This window comes from Streptomyces sp. GL_140 (assembly GCF_057834465.1).
Genome location: NZ_CM174404.1, coordinates 8463707 through 8479679 on the forward strand (window position 1 = coordinate 8463707; position 15973 = coordinate 8479679).

The following is a 15973-nucleotide window of genomic DNA, read 5'->3' on the forward strand; positions in this document are numbered from 1 at the left end:
GCGCAGGGCACGACGGGTAACTCGTCGCCGTCGGATGGATTCGACAGGTGCCATCGATTTGAGGCTACCGGTGCGCAGGACTCGTTTATTGTTCCGGCGGGTGTCACCAGTGTGGACGTCCGCATGTGGGGTGCCGGTGGCGGGCCGGGCTCAAAGAATCAAGGCCAGGGTGGGGCGGGTGGCTATACCCGTGGCACGGTTGCCGTCACACCAGGAGAAACTCTTTCTCTGGCTGTGGGTAAAACTGCCTCGGGCTCTACCGGTGGTTTCCCCGGTGGTGGTCAAGGTGGTCCCCAAGGCGGCCAGTATGTAGGTGGCGGTGGGGGCGGCATGAGCGCCTTGTGGCACGACGAAAATCCCAGCACTCCCACCCTCATCGCCGGCGGTGGCGGCGGCGATGACTATTGGAGCACCCTATTTGGTGGTGGTGGCGGTGGCGTGAAAGGCGGCGACGGCGCCGGATCCACTGCAGGTCATGGCGGTGGTGGTGGCATCGGAGGCTCGGCTAACGGGGGATCAGCCTCCAACCCCGGTGATGCCATTGTCGGTGGTGGGCAACGAGGCGGGGACAGTCGGGCCGATGGCGGTGGGGGGTCCGGCTGGGGAGGTGGAGGCGGCGGCACCGGTAATTTAAGCAATGGTTCTGGTGGTGGCGGTGGCGGTGGCGGTTATTGTTCGGGTTCTACGGTAACCAATGGCATCACCATTTCCGGTCTGCCCGGCAGTGCGAGTCATTCGAACAATGCCCCTAAGCAGGATGACCCGCAGTATACGGGCACTGTGGGTATGGGTGGCAGTGATGGTCTGGTGGTAGTTCAGTGGAATGATTTTTCGGTGGTTGCGGGTGGTCCGCCGGATGTGACGCTTGTGCCTGCCGGGGCGTCCGGGTATCCGGGTGTCCAGGTGATTCATGAGGGGGCTGGGCAGGTCCCGCCGCTGGATGTGACGGTGAAGCTTCCGGCGGGTGCGCTTCTCAAGTTCCAGCCGCAGCCCACATATTTGGTTTCGGTGATGAATCCGCAGACCGGTTTAGTTACTAACTTTGACGCCACCGTGTCTGGCGACGGGCAGACGCTGACCGCTTCCCAGGTCGATCTGACGCAGGCGGGGCTCGGTGGGAGCGGGACGTACGTCTCGCTGTGGGTGGCAGTGGCGGCTGATGCGAAGGCGCCGGTGGGGACGTCGCAGCTGGCCTTCACCATCGGCAATGTGGCCTCCCCGTCCACCCCCGTCAACGTCATGGCCAGCAGCAGCCGGCCCCAGACCCCGGTCATCACCTCCCCGAAGAACGGCGGCACCAGCGGTGACCGGCCCGACTTCACCGGCACCGTCCCCGCCCCCGTCGAGCAGGGCACTTACATCCGCGCCAGCGAAGGGTCAACGGTCATTGCCGACAACATTCCGATCAAGGCCGACCGGACCTGGATCTTCGACCGCGCTGCCAAAGCCGGACCCTGGACCCCCGGGACCCACACCGTCACCGTCACCGCCGTCCACGGCGCCGACATCTCGGCCCCGGCCACGGTGACGTTCACCGTCGTCGACCCCCGGACCCCGGTCATCACCACTCCGAAGAACGGCGGCACCACCGGAGAGCGGCCCGACTTCACCGGCACCGTCCCCGCCCCCGTCGAGCAGGGCACCTACATCCGCGCCACCGAAGGATCGACGGTCATTGCCGACAACATTCCGATCAAGGCCGACCGGACCTGGATCTTCGACCGCGCTGCCAAAGCCGGACCCTGGACCCCCGGCAGCCACACCGTCACCGTCACCGCCGTCCACGGCACCAACATCTCCACCCCGGCCACCGTCACCTTCACCGTCGCTCAGGGCTGATTCATAGTCGTGGGGCGTGTCAGCGATCTTGCGTAAGTCGTCTGGTGTCATTGGGTGCTGAGCCGGTTCTCGAAGAAGAGTGAGAACTGGTTCAGTGTCCCTTTCCAGTGTGCGGCGACGTGGTTCGCGTCCCGCGCTTTCGGGTTGATCTGCTCGCGGACCGCGAGGTGGGGGACCTTCAACGCGGCCTGCTCCGAGGGGAAATGGCCGCGATTTCGGGTGGCCTTGTGGAGGCGGGCGTTGATCGATTCGACCATGTTCGTGGAGTAGACCACGGTCCTTATGGCCGGCGGGAACGCCAGGTAGGGCGTGAACTCCGGCCAGGCCGATCGCCAGGTCTGAACGATCGCCGGATAGTGTTCGCGCAGCTCAGAGGGCTGCGAACAGGTCGAGGGCCTGCTCGGCCGCGGCCTCGGTCGGGGCCGTGTAGATGGCCTTCAGAGCCGGCATCAGCTTGGGGTGGTCCCGCGACGACGAGAGCCTGAGCGAGGCTCTCGCTAGGTGGATCACGCACGTTTGGACGGTGGCTTTGGGCCAGGTCGCGGTGACCGCGTCGGGCAGGCCCTTCAACCCGTCATCCTAGACTTCGAGTACCTGAGCGGGTCCGTCGGCAGCTAAACGGACGAGAACAGCGCCGCGACCACCTGACCTCGCTGCGGCCCGGACGCGATTCGACGCTGGCTACGGGCGGATCCAGAGACGGATCGAGGCGACGGTCACGGTGCCGTGGAACATGTACGCCCGCTTCTCGAACCTCATGGCCACCGCCCGGAACGCCTTCAGCGAATTGATCATGCGCTCCACCTCGTTCCTGCGCTGGTAGACCAACGAATCGAAACCGGTGGGACGGCCGCCTTTGCTGCCATGGCGACGGCGGTTGGCCCGCTGGTTGTCGGGCTCCGGGATCGTGTGCTTGATCTGTCTCCGGCGCAGATAGCGGCGGATCTGACGGGAGCTGTAGGCCCGGTCGGTGCTCAGGTGGTCCGGGCGGGTGCGCGAACGCCCGCCGCTGGGACGCTGGACCCGCACCCGTTCGATGACGGGGATGAACTGTGGAGCATCGCCCCACTGCCCTGGCGTGATCAGTGCGGCCAGCGGCTTCAGGCCGCCCTCTCCGGCCAGGTGGATCTTCGTCGTAAGTCCGCCTCGGGAGCGCCCCTGAGGTGATCCCCGTGGTGTGGACACACCTGACAATGGATCTTGTTGATCCTGGAAGGTGTAAATCCACGTGGCAAGGCCCTCGAAGTACAGTGCGGAGTTCCGGTCCGACGCGGTCGCGTTGTGGCGGGCCTCGGCCGGCAGGCGGACGTTTCGGGACGTCGCGGCCGATCTGAACGTCAACCCCGAGACGCTGCGGACCTGGGTGCGTGACGCCGAAGACCGTCCGGTCGCCTCCGGCGCGTCGCAGGACACCGAGGCCGAGCTGGCCCGGCTGCGGGCGGAAAACGCCAGGCTGGCCAAGGCGGAGAAGGAATGGCAGCTCGAGCGGGAGATCCTGCGACGGGCAGCCGCCTATTTCGCGCGGGAGATGAAGTGAGGACCGCCGCTTGGGACTTCGTCTCCGCCCACGCCGAGATGTACGGCATCAAGCGGATATGCCGGGTACTGGAAGTTTCCCGCTCGGGCTACTACCGGTGGATCGCCGGCGCCCAGGCGCGGGCCGAGCGGCAGGGAACCGAGGACGCCCTGGTCGCCGAGATCCGCGAAATCCATGCCGAACACCGCGGAAACTACGGCGCGCTCCGAGTCCATGCCCAACTGCGGGGCTTTGGGTACACGGTCAACCGCAAGCGCGTGGCCAGGCTGATGCGCAAGCACGGCATCGTCGGCCGCCACCTGCGGAAAAAGAAGCGCACCACGATCCCGGACCGCCTGGCGCCGCCGGTGCCAGACCTGCTCCAGCGGGACTTCACCGCCGGCACGCTGGACGAGAAGTGGTGCGGCGACATCACATACGTGCAGGTCGGAACCGCATGGCTCTACCTCGCTTGCGTCATCGACATCCGATCCCGCCGGGTACTCGGATGGTCGATGGCCCCGCACATGCGGGCCGAGCTCGTCATCGACGCACTCCAGGCCGCGGTCGCGACCCGCGGCGGCGACGTCACCGGAGTGATCTTCCACGCGGACCGCGGATCGCAATACACCTCGGCCGCGTTCGCCCAGGTCTGCGATCGGTACGGCATCCGCAGGAGCATGGGCCGGGTCGGCTCCAGTTACGACAATGCCCTGGCCGAGAGCTTCTGGCAGGGCCTGAAACGAGAAACGATGCACCGGAAGCTGTTCTCGACGTTCCGTCAGGCGAGGCTGGAGATCTTCCAGTGGCTCACCTACTACAACGCCCGCCGACGCCACAGCGCGCTGGACTACCTCTCCCCAATGGAGTTCGAACAGCAGCACCACAAGACAGTTAAACTCTCACTCGCAGCATGACCCCTGTGTCCACATTCCGGGGGTCACCTCACCCCAGCCCTTCGTCGTCGCGATGGTGGGCGGGCCGCTTGTGCCGACCCGGCAGCCGCGGAGGCTGCTTGGGCACCCCGGCCGCGTGCTGGTGTGCCCGGCAGACTGTCTACTGAGGATTTCGGGTTGTCGTCGGGTGGTGACGGTTCATGATCCTTGCGGTATGCAGGTGGTATGCGTTATCCGGAGGGTGGGGGCCTGACTGCTGAGCGTCGGGCGTTTCGTGAGGGGATCCGGCTTCAGGCCGGCGAGCGGTTCGTGGCGGGTGAGAAGACCGCCGTGATCGCGAAGGAACTGCGGGTGAGTGTGCGGTCGGTGGAACGCTGGCGTCGTGCCTGGCGCGAGGGCGGCATCGAGGCCCTGCGCTCGACGGGCCCGGCAAACTCCCCGACCGTCACCAATACCCAGTTCGCCGTGCTCGAGGAGGAACTCGGCAAGGGCCCCTCAGCGCACGGCTTCGAGGATGAACGCTGGACCTTGGTCCGGGTCCAGACGGTGATCCGTCGCCGGCTGCGGCTGACGCTGTCGGTCGCGACGGTGTGGCGGCTGCTGAAACGGCACGGCTGGTCCTGGCAGGCGCCCGCCCGCAGAGCACTCGAGCGCGACGAGCACGCGATCGAGCTGTGGAAGAAGGAGGTCTGGCCGCAGGTAAAAGCCTCGCGGCGGCGTCCGGGGCATGGCTCGTCTTCGAGGACGAAGCCGGCTTCTCCATGACTCCGCCGCGTGCCCACACCTGGGGCCGGCGCGGACACACCCCCGTCATCCGCGTCCGCGGCCGCTCCCGCCGCCGGACCTCGGTCGCCGCCCTGTGCTGCTACAAACCCGGCGAGCCGAGCCGCCTCATCCACCGGCCCCGCAACCATCTCCTGCTCAAGGGCGCCCGCAAGAGCTTCTCCTGGCAGGACTACCGCGACCTGCTGGTACGGGCACATATCCAGCTCGGCGGACCCATCGTGGTGATTTGGGACAATCTCAACACCCATCTGGCCGCCGGGCTGAAACGCTACGAAGCCGAACACGACTGGCTCACCACCATCCGCCTCCCGGCATACGCACCAGACCTGAACCCGGTCGAAGCCGTCTGGTCCCTCGTGCGCAGAGCCACGGCCAACACCGCCTTCGGAACCCCAGACGACCTCGACCGCAAACTCCGCCGCGAGTTACGCAGAATCCAGCTCCGACCCCACCTTATCGACGGCTGCCTCACCGCCACCGGCCTGGCCATCAACCCACCGACCCCACCCTGAAAACCTCAGTAATCGACGCACACCACCGACCAGTCGATCCGCCCGGCAGCATCAGCATCAGCATCGGCCTGGACCGCGCGCAGGATCCACTCCCAGGTGCCGTCCGCCGACCATCTGCGGTGGCGCGAATACGCGGTCTGCCACTTGCCGAATCGGCACGGCAAGTCCCTCCACGGCACGCCGGTCCGCAATCGGAAGAGAATCCCGTTGATCACGCGCCGGTGGCAGCTCCACCGACCGCCCCGCCCAGCATTCCTTGGCAGGTGCCGCTCCAGCCGGGACCATTCCTCATTCAGTAAGTCACCCCGTCCCACATCTAACGAAACGAAGCACCCGACCCGTCAGACACGCCCTAGCCCGGCCTGCCTATTTGGTGGCTGAGGGGGCGATACGGAGGAGGCGTTCGGCATTTCCGTGGGCGATGAGTTCCTTGTCTTCCTGGCCGAGTTCGAGGTGGGTGAGGAAGGTGTAGGCGTCCTCCAGGGACGCGTACGGGTAGTCGGTGGAGAACATGATGCGGTCGGTGCCGACGAGGCGTTGGACGGGGGCGAGCATCGAGGGCCAGTTCCAGCCGCCGAAGGTGTAGTAGAAGTTTTCACGCAGGTAGTCCCGGACGGTGCGTTGCAGGCCGGTGAAGCGGGTGGGGAAGGCGGTCTCGATCCTGGGGAGCATGAAGGGGGACCACTTCTCCGTGGTGGCCGAGCATGATCTGCAGGTCCGGGTGCCGGTCGAAGACTCCGCCGAGGATCATGCGCAGGGCGTGGGTTCCCGTCTCGTGGTGCCAGCCCCAGCCGGCCGAGGCGAGGGTGGTGCCGATGTCGGCGGAGAAGTTGCCGGTGTAGGAGGCTTCGAGGACTGGTTTCGGCGGGAGCGTCGGGTGGAGGTAGAGCGGGACCTGGAGCTCGGCCGCCTGGGTGAGGAAGGGCGTGAAGAACTCGTCGTCGAGGTAGCGGCCCTGGGAGTGGCCGTTGACCATGCCGCCCTTGAAGCCGTGCTCGCGGACCATCCGCTCCAGTTCCTTGGCGGCGGCTTCCGGGTCTGCCAGCGGCAGTGTCGCGAGGCCGGCCAGACGGTCCGGCCATTGGGCGGTTGCCGCGGCTAGCAGATCGTTGGTGTCACGGGCCATGGCGATGGCGTCCGCGGCGGCGAGGGGCTCAACGCCGGGGGGCGTCAGCGAGAGCACCTGGACATCGATCCCGGCGGCGTCCATCGCCGCGATCCGGCCCGCCCCGATGTCGAGCATCTCCTCAACGGGGCCCTGGTACTGCGGGTTGAACAGGGTCCGTACGACGTCGTCGACCAGCGCGGGCGTCACGAAGTGCTCTTCGACGCCGATCGTGCGCGACGACAGACTTGAACACTGACACTGACCAACTCCGCTCTGTCCCAATCACTACTTTTCGTACCGTACGGGCCGCAGAGGGATCCGCCCTCCCGGGCACGGCCAGGCGGAGCAGGTGAGCCGCGGGGTGGGGCCGGGGTCAGCGCATGGGCCGGCGGGTAAGAAGTCATCTCATTTGGTCAGTCTGCGGTAGCAGATGAGGGTGCAGGCGATGCTGGTGAAGGCGAGGAAGTGTTCGGCCTTGCGTTCGTAGCGGCGGTGCAGGCGTCGGCAGCCGGCGAGCCAGGACATGGTCCTTTCGACCACCCATCTGTGGCGGCCGAGCCGTTGTGAGGACTCGATGCCTCTGCGGGCGATGCGGTGTCTGATGCCGCGTCCGCGTAACCATCGTCGCAGGTGGGCGTAGTCGTAGCCCTTGTCCGCGTGGAGCTTGCCGGGCTTGCGTCGTCGGCGTCCGCGGCGGGATCGGATGGGCGGTATGCCGCGGACAAGGGGCTCGAGAGCCTGGCTGTCGTGCAGGTTCGCGCCCGAGATCGCGACGGACAGGAGCAGACCGGTCCGCTCGGTGATCAAGTGGATCTTCGAGCCGAACTTGCCCCGATCCACAGGATTCGGACCTGTCAGATCCCCCTTTTCAGGGCCCTCATGTTCACCGAGTCGATCGCGCAGCGGGACCAGTCGAGTTCACCGCGGACGCCGAGTTCGTCGAGGACCAGCCGGTGGAGCTTGGCCCACACCCGGGCCTCGCTCCACTCGGAGAATCGTCGGTGGGCTGTCGCCCCCGAGGGGCCGAACGATGCCTTGGGAAGCTGCTGCCAGGTACAACCCGACGTCGCGACGAACACGATCGCGGCCAGTACTTCACGGTCACCATGCCGGCGCCGCCCACCGCCCTGAGGCCGCGACGGCGCGTCCGGCACCACCCGCTGGAACAGCTCCCACAGCTCGTCCGGCACCAGCCGTTCAACGATCCCCACCATGGCCGACAGTCTACCCGCGAAGCCCAAATGAGATGACTTCTAAGTCGCCTGTAGGGCCCGCGGTCGGCGTTCGACCTCTCCGAGGGATTCGCCTCGATCTGACGGATGGGCCGGGCCCGCCCGATGGTCAGGCGGCTGGCACCCCACCGGTCGCTCAGCCCGGCCGGCACGCGGCTGGACGGGTTGCTGCGGCAGACCATCGACGGCATCGGGCCGCAGGGCGCCACGGTGACCACGCGCGTGATCACTGACTGGAGCCGGGCGTGGAACGATCACCACTCCTGAGAGTGAAGATCAGCGAAGCGGCCTCATACCGGCCGGCGGGCCGAGGATGATCACCGGGTCACGTGCGCGGCCCGCGCACCCCTGTTGGGAAGGCACCGTCATGGCCGAGGCCGTCGAGTTCTCCTACACCGCACCCGACATCTCTGAGGAGGGAGACGTCGTCACCTGGCACTGGACCATCGTCAACAACGGCTCCGCGCCGGTCACCAAGGTGGTACTTACGCACCGTGTGACGCCGGCGCTGGCGTTCGATCGCCTGACCGGGCCGTCCGAGGTCGTCGGCGAGCTCGTCAAGAGCCGATGGGAGACCCTGGGGGCCGGCGAGAAGTCCGAGGGCACGATCACCGCCACCCTCCCCGAAGACCTGACCGGAACGGTACAGATCAACGGACGGGTCGTCTGGCAGAACGCAGAGGCGAACTGAGAGGGCGTTTGATCTAGGCGTATTGCCCTGTATGCCCTAGTAGGTTCCTCGCCGGGTTGGTGTGGTCTCGTCCGTTATGCGCTTGGTGAGGTTGTCGATCGAGGCGATGTGGATCATGGCCTCGGAGCTGGTGGTGAGGGTCTCGTAGTCGCGGGCGAGACGGCGGTGCATCATGATCCAGCCGATACTCCGCTCGACTGCACAACGTCTTTTCACGACGTGGAAGCCGCGCTTTTCGGGGTTGCGGTTGACGACTTCGACGTCGATGCCGAGCTTGGCGCCGTGCTCGACGACGGCGTTCTTGAAGCCGGTGTCGACCCAGCTTTTCGCGATGGTCGGGTAGGTCTCTTTCGCCTGGTCGAGGAGGCGTATTCCCATGGCGTTCTCGGAGAGGCCGGCGCCGGCGACGGTCACGGCGAGGATGAGGCCGATCGTGTCGGTGAGGATGCCGCGCTTCCGGCCGACGATCTTCTTCGCGGCGTCCGTTCCCTGGCTGGTCAGGGGCACGTTGGTGGAGGTCTTGACGCTCTGGGTATCGATGACGGAGGCCGTCGGCTCGGGGTTGCGCCCTTCCTTCACGCGGGCCAGGCCGGTCAGGTCGTAGTTGAGATGGGCGAGGATTCCCTCGTCGCGTCAGGCGGCGTAGTAGAAGTAGACCGTGCCGTGACCGGGGAAGTCGTGCGGAAGGTATTTCCAGGGGATTCCGGTGCGGTTTACGTAGAGAATCGCGTTGAACACGTCACGGAGTTCGACTTTGGGCGGCTGGCCGGTGGGTCGGCGGTCAAGTCGGGCTTTCCGCCAGGCCGTCAACGTCGGTTCGATCAGGGCCCATCGGGCGTCGGACAGGTCACTGGGGTACGGCTTCCGCTGGCTCACGCCGCAGCGTGATCACGGACGCGGCGGACGCTGCTGTTCCGCCGGCGCTGGGCGTCTCCGCCCCATCCTCGAACCAAACGAACTTCACGCGCAAGAAGTGGACTAAATGGGCGTCCACCTCGGCAGCTGGACAGATATGAGAGGGCGTATTCAGGTCAAACGACTCAGACCTGACAGTCGTGATCCTCGCCTACCGTCACAAACCATCCCTGAACGCCCGCTGAGACCTCGCACAGGCCGCACGGCCCCTCAGCGCGGCACGGCGGTCCTCCTCGCCGGGCCGGGTAGAACGCTCGGGCTCGCGGAGTTGGCCAGGCCCGGAGACGGGACCGCGTCCACCGCGCTCGTTCTTGGAACGGCAAGGCATCGTCATGCGGCCCGGGGCCCTGCGGACGGCGACCTTGAAGGCACAGCTGAACAGAAGCGGGCGGCGCGGACCCGGGCCGTGCGAACGGCGGGTTGAGGCGTTGCCGGACGGCGCCTGTGGTGCCTGCTCCTACTGCCTCAGGCGGGCGTTGATCAGGTACTCGGCTTCCTCGGAGAGCCTCTGACGCCGCTCCCCTTCGTCCACCTGCCGCAGTTCCCCGCGCAGCGCGAGCTCGGTGCGCAGGACCGTCACTCTGGGCACTGGTACCCGCTGGCCCGGCTTCTCCGTGAACGGCTGGAGCTCTGCCGCCAGGGTGTGCGCGTCGTCCGAGGTGCCACGCCGCAGTGAGAGGAACACCCGGGCGAGCCAGTCGGCCGGAATCTGCACCATCAGGTCAGTCATGCATGGGCAACGATTCACGCCCTCGCTCGTGGCGGCTGACGACCCGCTCGGCCTACGGTGCTCGCCACCCGGCCGCTGGGGGCGGAGCAGCCGGACTCCTCACGTGTGGAGGCGGCTGTTGGCGCCCTCGCGGTCTCCGGCGCTGTCGTCGTTGAACCAGTAGTCTCCGGCGGCCAGATAGCGGAAGGAGTGCGTGCTGCTGCTGGGCTGTCAGTCGTTGAAGTCACCCACCACACTGACCGGTCCGGGCGGTGTATCGGCCGGAAGAACGAACGTGACCTCCGTACGGCCCTTGAGCAGCTTGCGCTCCAGCACGTATCGGCTCCCGCCAGTTGAAGGACACGGCCCTGCGCCCGCAGGGCCGTCTCCCCGCCCCCGGGCGACGTGACATCTTCCACGGCAAGGAGACGGCCCGCCGCAGCCGTCGTTCGGGACGGCCGCGACCTTGGGGCAGCCCCATCACACCCCTGTCCGCATGCCGACACCACCCACAATACGGCCCGGGCGTCCTCCGCCACCCAACCGGAGCACGTCCGACGTTGGTGATCGCCCCACTCCAGCAGGACACATCCGGCTTCCGTGACGCCCGCTCGTTCGCGTTCTCCTTCACCACCGACCGCCAGGGGGCGAGGGCGGCTTCAGGTTCCAGCCTCCTTCTACGGCACCATGCGCTCAGAGAGTGCGGGGGTGGCTTGTGCGATGAGGATTGCGACGTCGTCGTGGTCGTCGGGGTGTCGCAGGGAGTGCAGGAGCCATTGGCAGGTGTCGTCCAGGAGCCGACGTGGTCCGTCCGGGGTGTGCACAAGAGTGTTCAGGCGTTCGTCGATGGGGTGCTGGCGGGCTTCGACGAGGCCGTCGGTGTAGAGGACGAGCCAGTCGCCGGGATTGAGGTTGAAGGTGGTGGTGTGGAAGGCGATGCCACCCACGCCGAGGGGTGCGCCGGTGGGCAGGTTGAGTAGCCGGGGATGCTGGCCGACAGCGGCGAGGACGGGCGGTAGGTGTCCCGCGTTGGCGATGTGGCACCGGTGGTCGTGGGGGTCGTAGACGGCGTAGATGCAGGTGGCGATGTAGTGCTTGAGCCCGCAGGTGATCTTGTCGAGGTGCTGGAGGACCTGGTCGGGTTCCAGGTTGAGGTCGGCGAAGGCGCAGGTGGCGGTGCGCAGGCGTCCCATGGTGGCGGCGGCGTCGATGCCGTTGCCCATGACGTCGCCTACCACCAGGGCGGTCCTGTCGCCGGTCAGGGGGATGACGTCGTACCAGTCGCCTCCGACCTCGTGGGATGCCAGGGCGGGCTGGTAGAGGGAGGCGATGTCCAGGCCGGCGAGTGGGGGCGGGTGGCCTGGCAGGAGGCCCACCCGCCAGCGTGAACGCGCGATGAAGGGGGTCAGGTTCACCGGATCCGCACAGAGATTCCTGTCCGCGTTCACCGGAATCCCACCCCACTTCCGACCCGGACGCCACCTCATGACCGCCGGACGCCACCGCCCCGAAATGAGTATCCGCTTCGCCATCTGGAACCACATCACCAGCAGCACCACCCTGCCCACCACCGCCTGAACACACCCAGGACGGGGCTCCCGCACGCCCCCAAACGATCACAACGCCGATAACGTCACAACGTCAATCCGTGCCGTCCGTGCCTGGCCCGCCCCCTGGATCACCCTCCAACGCTGCTGGCGAGCCTGGACCAACGCACCCCCGCCACCCGAACTCCAAGCCCTGATCGACGCCGTCGGCACCGGCCACACCCTTGATCTCTACTCACCGGTTTAACAAACCACCGGTAGCCCTCCCAGATGCCCAGGGAACCGGCCCGCGGCCACGGTCACCGTAGAGGTGATGGCCGTCAGCGCCGGCGGCGGGACAAAATGAACGGGCAACGGAGCTCATCCCGGGACAAGCTGTCTGGGACGACTGCCTGTACCAACGAGCTCCGTTGCTTTGCGTCAGAAATTCCCCAACACCCCTTGCGTGACCTGCGAAAACGCTAACTATCCGGCCTTGTGGGAACTCCAGAACAGTGGTCAGCTCAGTGATGGACACCCGGCATGATCAAGAACAACGAAGATCAATATCCCGGGTTTCACGGAACTCGCGACAGAGTCAATTCGAAGTGGTCGCTGTCACACGGCCGCCTACTGCGGATGCTTCACGAGCAGCTTTGGACCTTGACATCGTCGAGGACAGGGCCCCAGTTCGAGGACCCGATAGTGCTGGCGAACGTCAGCTTCGTGGCAGTGCGGTTGGCCACGAACGTGAACTGCCGTGTCACATAGCCCATGTCCGTGGCGGTCTTGCCGGAGGTGTCGAAGGTAAAGTCCTGGAAGTCCTGCCCGTCGATAAGGACTTCCCCCGACTTCACAGCCGGCGGGCCAGAGAAGTCACCGGCGAGCGAGTACGTCACGGTGTAATGCGTCCCCGGCGCCGTCGTGAAGGTCTGGGACACTGCCCCTGTCCCGGAGAGGTTTACGGACTGATTGCCCTCCGCAGCCACCCAGATCCCAGAGGTGTTGAGGTCGACACCCCCACCCTCGACCGCCCATGAGCCCATGGTCTGACCTGCACGGAAGGACAATTTTCTGCCCGGCGGCACGGTGGCAGTTTCGAAGCCGCCGTCGGTGAAAGCGGTGACGTCAGTACAGCTACCGCTTCCGGCAGGTCCGGTCGCTCCCTGCGTTCCCTGCGGTCCGGTCGCTCCCTGCGTTCCCTGCGGTCCGGTCGCTCCCTGCGTTCCCTGCGGTCCGGTCGCTCCCTGCGTTCCCTGCGGTCCGGTCGCCCCCTGCGTTCCCTGCGGTCCGGTCGCCCCCTGCGTTCCCTGCGGTCCGGTCGCCCCCTGCGTTCCCTGCGGTCCGGTCGCCCCCTGCGTTCCCTGCGGTCCGGTCGCCCCCTGCGTTCCCTGCGGTCCGGTCGCCCCCCGCGGTCCTTGTGCCCCTTCAGGGCCCTTTTCATTCCATTGAATTTGCTTTTCCTTAGATTTGCAGCGGTCGCCATTCTCGTAGTCAATGACACGAACACGGCCAACGTGGGAACTGTAGCAGCCTGTGTAGACGCCGCCGGCGCCAGGAATATCGGCCTGCGCCACACCACCGAACCCACCTGCAGTAATGCCTACCATCGCAGTAGAGATGGTGATTGCCTGCATCGAACTACGCCCCAATAAGGACTTTAGTAAGGAGTGATGCATATCTAGTTAGCTCCTAAAGCCAGAACAGAGAAGCGGTGTATGCAGGCCCTCTCTTGAGGGCCGTCCATACGCACCAGCAAACCATGAAAGCCCTTCAGGTATGTGTCTGAACACGAAGGCCGAGGCGACACCACCCGAATGGCCCGCCGGACCGCCCCGCCTTCAGTCGTGGCAGCTGTAGTTCCATCGTCTTCGCTGTTCAGGGGCTTGCGGGAATGTAAATCGTTCGGGTCTTACAAGATTTCCGCAGCCGGTGATCGCAGATCTTGATCTTGTTCAGCTGAGCAGGATGCGGTGGCGTCGGAGGGGGTACCGGGCGCGGCCGTACGTCTGGCGCTTGGTGTGTCCTGAACGTAAAGGGGGAGTCGTTGTAGGTCGATGACGTTGTGACGTTATCGGCGTTGTGATCGTTTGGGGGCGTGCGGGAGCCCCGTCCTGGGTGTGTTCAGGCGGTGGTGGGCAGGGTGCTGCTGGTGATGTGGTTCCAGATGGCGAAGCGGAAACTCATTTCGGGGCGGTGGCGTCCGGCGGTCATGAGGTGGCGTCCGGGTCGGAAGTGGGGTGGGATTCCGGTGAACGCGGACAGGAATCTCTGTGCGGATCCGGTGAACCTGACCCCCTTCATCGCGCGTTCACGCTGGCGGGTGGGCTGGAGTGAGTTCTCCGCGCGTTGGCGTAGGCCTGACCGAACTTCACACACCATCGACGGACGGTCTCATAGGAGACGATCACTCCGCGCTTCGAGCATCACGTGGCCTCCTACCTGTGTGGGGTCGGGTTCACTTGCCGTCGCCGATGAGCGGGATCTTGGCGTCGGTGAAGGTTTTGATGGCCGCGACGCCGCCGATTGCGATGGCGATCAGGAGTCCGGCGGCGACGGCGAGTTCGGCCGCGGACTGTCCGGCGTTCTTGGCGTTCTTCATCCGCTCGATTCGGGCGGCGAGAAGGATGGTCAGAGGGCGAAGGTCCATAGTGTTCTTCCTTGGTTTCTAGCCGTTGAGCATGGAGGCGATGGGGGGCAGGATCACGAAGGCGAGCATCAGCATCACGCCGAAGGTCACCGGCAAGACCGTGACCGTGGATGCTTCGTTGGCCTGGGCTTTGGAGTCGGCCAGGATCGCGACGCGCAGTTGGCGGGCCTGTGCCTGCAGGGTGGTGCAGACGGCGGCGCCGTCGCCCGCGAGAGCGAGGGTGTCGGCGGGCGGGTGAGTTCGGGGATGTCGAGTTCCTCGCCGAGCTGCTTGAGGGCGTCCCAGACGGTGGTGCCGGACAGGTCGGCCTCGGCGAACGCGGCGCCCGCGTTCGCGATGCGGGCCAGGGCGACACGGTCGAGGTAGGAGGCGGCGGCGTGCCGGACGACCAGGCGGGCCGCGGCCGCGTCCTTCATGACCTCCCTGCCGGGCCACAGCCGGAAGAACACGCTCATGGCCAGGGACGCGCCGATGGGCATGACGAAGGGGACAGCCACGCCGAGGAGCGCAAGGAGCCCCACCGCGAGCTGCGGCAGGACCAGCCCGTACAGGCCGTACAGGAATCGTTTGCCCAGGTGGGCTTCGGGAGAGATCCGCAGCAGGTTCAAGTCCCGCATCGGCAGGGCGATCCGGTCACCGGCCGCTGCCAGGATCCGGGCACTGACCCGCTCGGGCACCGAGTCCGTTCCCGCAGAGAGGGCCTGATGCGGCCGGGTTGAGGTGTAGGTGATGTCGAGGCGGTCCCGGACGGTCGCGAGGTCGGACCGGGCCGGTTTGAGGGCGCGCAGGGCCGGGCCCACGAACACGCCGGCGGCCGCGGCCGGGACCACGGCGGACAGGGGAATCAACGGAGAACTCCCAGTGCGGCCGGCTCGGGGAGCTGGGGGAGCGGGTCGAGGAGGCGGGGGTCCGGCTTGGTGCGTGCGGCGCGGCGCAGCCAGGGCAGCGTCCGGGCGAAGCCGCTGCCCGGAAAGGCAAGCGCGAACTGAACGACCACCGACTGGTACCACGGGTGCTGTCACGTTGCTGTTGGTGGGGTGGGATGTTCTTGGGGTTGGTTGTGTGGGCGGGGAGCCGGTCGTGTCGTCCGCGGTGCCGTCGTACCGGAATCACCGGTATCCGGTGGAGGTCGTCTCGCACTGTATGTGGCTGTACTTGCGCTTCCCCCTGAGCTTCCGCGAGGTCGAAGAACTCATGCTCGAACGCGGGGTGGTCGTCTCCTGCGAGAGCGTCCGGCGCTGGTGTCCGAAGTTCGGGCAGGCCTATGCGAACAGCCTGCGTCGGCGGCGCCCGCGGCCGGCTGATAAGTGGCGTCTGGACGAGGTCTTCATCAAGATCAACGGGGAGCGGAAGTACCTGTGCCGTGCGGTCGACACCGATGGCAATGTGCTCGACATCCTCGTCCAGAAGCCCCGGGGCAAGGCCGAGGCCAGGCGGTTCTTCCGCCGGCTTCTCAAGACGACCGGGTCGGTGCACCGGGTGATCGTCACGGACAAGCTCCGTGCCTACGGTGCCGCCCACGGCAGGCGATGCCCTCGGTGGAGCACCGCTCCCACAAAGGATTCCCAATGAAGTTGTCAAGCTCGCCCGGTG

12 protein-coding genes and 11 pseudogenes are annotated in these 15973 nt (G+C 66.4%); 7 read left to right on the plus strand and 16 right to left on the minus strand.

Annotated features, from left to right (window positions below):
- Positions 1–123 precede the first annotated feature (123 nt).
- A pseudogene (locus AC3IYJ_RS39005) lies at positions 124–720 on the plus strand (glycine-rich protein); the annotation flags it as partial.
- Between the two features lie 291 nt (positions 721–1011).
- Entirely contained in the window at positions 1012–1839 is an 828-nt protein-coding gene (locus tag AC3IYJ_RS39010) for a hypothetical protein (RefSeq protein WP_489403075.1), read from the plus strand.
- 47 nt (positions 1840–1886) lie between these two features.
- Here the strand turns inward: AC3IYJ_RS39010 and AC3IYJ_RS39015 are convergent.
- Together AC3IYJ_RS39015 and AC3IYJ_RS39020 are read right to left on the minus strand one after the other, a co-directional pair.
- Positions 1887–2415 (minus strand): annotated as a pseudogene (locus AC3IYJ_RS39015) (transposase); the annotation flags it as partial.
- Positions 2416–2520: 105 nt separating this feature from the next.
- Positions 2521–2997: pseudogene (locus tag AC3IYJ_RS39020) on the minus strand (IS5 family transposase); the annotation flags it as partial.
- Positions 2998–3067: 70 nt separating this feature from the next.
- On the opposite strand from AC3IYJ_RS39020, the gene AC3IYJ_RS39025 reads away from it, so the two are divergent.
- Positions 3068–4272 (plus strand): IS3 family transposase gene (locus AC3IYJ_RS39025; protein WP_489399112.1). Its coding sequence is split into 2 segments (ribosomal slippage): positions 3068–3308 and positions 3308–4272, totalling 1206 coding nucleotides; the frame shifts between segments, so codons are not numbered across the junction.
- A gap of 31 nt (positions 4273–4303) precedes the next feature.
- On the opposite strand, the pseudogene AC3IYJ_RS39030 reads toward AC3IYJ_RS39025, so the two are convergent.
- Positions 4304–4411: pseudogene (locus tag AC3IYJ_RS39030) on the minus strand (IS5/IS1182 family transposase); the annotation flags it as partial.
- A 65-nt stretch (positions 4412–4476) separates the two neighbouring features.
- Here AC3IYJ_RS39030 and AC3IYJ_RS39035 point away from each other — a divergent pair.
- Positions 4477–5549, plus strand: a protein-coding gene (locus AC3IYJ_RS39035; RefSeq protein ID WP_489399102.1) for an IS630 family transposase whose coding sequence is annotated in 2 segments (ribosomal slippage) — positions 4477–4923 and positions 4926–5549 — 1071 coding nt in all. Because the reading frame shifts where the segments join, the coding sequence is not laid out codon by codon here.
- An 11-nt stretch (positions 5550–5560) separates the two neighbouring features.
- On the opposite strand, the pseudogene AC3IYJ_RS39040 reads toward AC3IYJ_RS39035, so the two are convergent.
- The 4 genes and pseudogenes from AC3IYJ_RS39040 to AC3IYJ_RS39055 form a co-directional block, all read right to left on the minus strand.
- A pseudogene (locus tag AC3IYJ_RS39040) lies at positions 5561–5863 on the minus strand (transposase); the annotation flags it as partial.
- Positions 5864–5915: 52 nt separating this feature from the next.
- Positions 5916–6221 carry an amidohydrolase family protein gene (locus AC3IYJ_RS39045; RefSeq protein WP_489399218.1) on the minus strand — a complete coding sequence of 102 codons (306 nt, stop codon included), beginning with the start codon at positions 6219–6221 and terminating at the stop codon, positions 5916–5918.
- Positions 6145–6864, minus strand: a complete 720-nt coding sequence (locus AC3IYJ_RS39050; RefSeq protein WP_489399219.1) for an amidohydrolase family protein — start codon at positions 6862–6864, stop codon at positions 6145–6147. The genes AC3IYJ_RS39045 and AC3IYJ_RS39050 overlap by 77 nt, the downstream gene beginning before the upstream one ends.
- Before the next feature lie 198 nt (positions 6865–7062).
- Positions 7063–7871 (minus strand): IS5 family transposase gene (locus AC3IYJ_RS39055; protein WP_489399220.1). Its coding sequence is split into 2 segments (ribosomal slippage): positions 7063–7523 and positions 7523–7871, totalling 810 coding nucleotides; the frame shifts between segments, so codons are not numbered across the junction.
- A gap of 385 nt (positions 7872–8256) precedes the next feature.
- On the opposite strand from AC3IYJ_RS39055, the gene AC3IYJ_RS39060 reads away from it, so the two are divergent.
- Positions 8257–8580, plus strand: a complete 324-nt coding sequence (locus AC3IYJ_RS39060) for a hypothetical protein (protein ID WP_489399221.1) — start codon at positions 8257–8259, stop codon at positions 8578–8580.
- 36 nt (positions 8581–8616) lie between these two features.
- On the opposite strand, the pseudogene AC3IYJ_RS39065 reads toward AC3IYJ_RS39060, so the two are convergent.
- The 4 genes and pseudogenes from AC3IYJ_RS39065 to AC3IYJ_RS39080 all read right to left on the minus strand — a co-directional run.
- Positions 8617–9456 (minus strand): annotated as a pseudogene (locus tag AC3IYJ_RS39065) (IS5 family transposase).
- Between the two features lie 496 nt (positions 9457–9952).
- Positions 9953–10225: a hypothetical protein gene (locus AC3IYJ_RS39070; RefSeq protein WP_489399222.1), complete on the minus strand. Its 273-nt coding sequence runs from the start codon at positions 10223–10225 to the stop codon at positions 9953–9955.
- 99 nt (positions 10226–10324) lie between these two features.
- Positions 10325–10540, minus strand: a pseudogene (locus AC3IYJ_RS39075) (early set domain-containing protein).
- A 341-nt stretch (positions 10541–10881) separates the two neighbouring features.
- Positions 10882–11574: pseudogene (locus tag AC3IYJ_RS39080) on the minus strand (PP2C family protein-serine/threonine phosphatase); the annotation flags it as partial.
- Between AC3IYJ_RS39080 and AC3IYJ_RS39085 the strand changes: the two are divergent.
- Positions 11573–11782 (plus strand): annotated as a pseudogene (locus AC3IYJ_RS39085) (IS6 family transposase); the annotation flags it as partial. The pseudogenes AC3IYJ_RS39080 and AC3IYJ_RS39085 sit on opposite strands and share 2 nt — an antisense overlap.
- A 592-nt stretch (positions 11783–12374) precedes the next feature.
- On the opposite strand, the gene AC3IYJ_RS39090 reads toward AC3IYJ_RS39085, so the two are convergent.
- From AC3IYJ_RS39090 to AC3IYJ_RS39110, 5 genes and pseudogenes are all read right to left on the minus strand, one after another.
- Positions 12375–13409, minus strand: coding sequence for a choice-of-anchor C family protein (locus tag AC3IYJ_RS39090; protein WP_489399223.1), 1035 nt, complete (start codon positions 13407–13409; stop codon positions 12375–12377).
- A 445-nt stretch (positions 13410–13854) separates the two neighbouring features.
- A pseudogene (locus AC3IYJ_RS39095) lies at positions 13855–14118 on the minus strand (IS6 family transposase); the annotation flags it as partial.
- Between the two features lie 70 nt (positions 14119–14188).
- Positions 14189–14380 carry a hypothetical protein gene (locus AC3IYJ_RS39100; protein ID WP_489399224.1) on the minus strand — a complete coding sequence of 64 codons (192 nt, stop codon included), beginning with the start codon at positions 14378–14380 and terminating at the stop codon, positions 14189–14191.
- An 86-nt stretch (positions 14381–14466) separates the two neighbouring features.
- Complete coding sequence (locus tag AC3IYJ_RS39105) at positions 14467–15228, minus strand: hypothetical protein (RefSeq protein ID WP_489399225.1); 762 nt, start codon at positions 15226–15228, stop codon at positions 14467–14469.
- Positions 15225–15377, minus strand: a complete 153-nt coding sequence (locus AC3IYJ_RS39110) for a hypothetical protein (protein WP_489399226.1) — start codon at positions 15375–15377, stop codon at positions 15225–15227. Before AC3IYJ_RS39110 ends, AC3IYJ_RS39105 begins: the two co-directional genes overlap by 4 nt.
- An 83-nt stretch (positions 15378–15460) precedes the next feature.
- Here AC3IYJ_RS39110 and AC3IYJ_RS39115 point away from each other — a divergent pair.
- A pseudogene (locus AC3IYJ_RS39115) lies at positions 15461–15966 on the plus strand (IS6 family transposase); the annotation flags it as partial.
- Positions 15967–15973 lie beyond the last annotated feature (7 nt).